Raw genomic sequence first — 1,048 nt, forward strand, 5'->3', positions numbered from 1 at the left:
TTTCAATAACAAGGGATAAGTCACTTTACTGAATATTTTCTCAATATTGAGCTACTACACTTCAATTCGCAACTTATTGACTTAACGCATTAAATCAACCTGAATGACTTTAGCAAAGACCAATTATGTGGCCGCAACAAGTCCACCACCAAAATTTTATTCTGAAATCAGGTTTGGTGTGACGAGCTCAATTTTCGAGTATTTCAAGCTGTTGGAAAAAGGCAAGAACGAAAGAAGTTCGACTTGTTGGTGAATGAAGAGAGACGAGAGACGAGAGACCGGAGACGAGAGCTGAGTTTACAGTGTAAATTGAGTCATGGTTGAGTTTACACTGTAAATCGATAAATGAATGAAATTACGATGAGAGCCTATTTACACTGTAAATTAGGATTTAGACCTAACTCACTGATAACGAGTTCGAGGTCTTTTCTCAGTGAAGCTTCCGTTTGCTTACGTCCAGTAAAGTTGGTCAGCTCGCTGCACTCGCTCCATGATTTCTTTTGTAACACCTTCCAGATAATTAAGTCAGAGACTCGGCGCAACTGGTCGCGGTTCAACTCGAAGATCATATTCTCAAACATAAAACCAACACTATCGAATCCGTTGCCACCGAGTATGTAGTGATTCAACATTGCAAGGTTTTGTTGTGAGACAGTTTGGCAAGACAGAGATGCCAACAACGAACGAACAATAGAAGCCTCAAGTTCATTGTACGAAGTAGAAATCAGATAACGGAAACTGGAATTGAAATGCGACTTACCTTGTTCGAGCCAAACCTGAGACGACTTGGTTAAGGCTCTACACATGAGTAGAGAATGGCACCCACTCGCTTGGTCACGCTGGTGGCCGAGGTGCATTGGCTCAAATCCATTACTGAACCAGAAATCAACCAACTCATCCGTTGCGCCAAAACTAGTCGCCAAATAATCGAAGTGACCCGCTGATTGAACCAAATACGTCATCATCTGATGACCGTAGCCTTGCCCTTGAATATCCGGATGAACAGCGATTCTCATGATTCTGAGACACGTTTGCTCGGCAGCCAAAC

Annotated in this window: 1 protein-coding gene; it reads right to left on the reverse strand. The window is 42.5% G+C overall.

All coding sequences use genetic code 11. The annotated features are described in order from the left end of the window. Window positions 1-368: 368 nt before the first annotated feature. The coding region (locus KIV40_RS25915) for a GNAT family N-acetyltransferase (RefSeq protein WP_285352065.1) at window positions 369-1,048 on the reverse strand (680 nt) is incomplete at its 5' end.

Source organism: Vibrio sp. D173a (assembly GCF_030248475.1).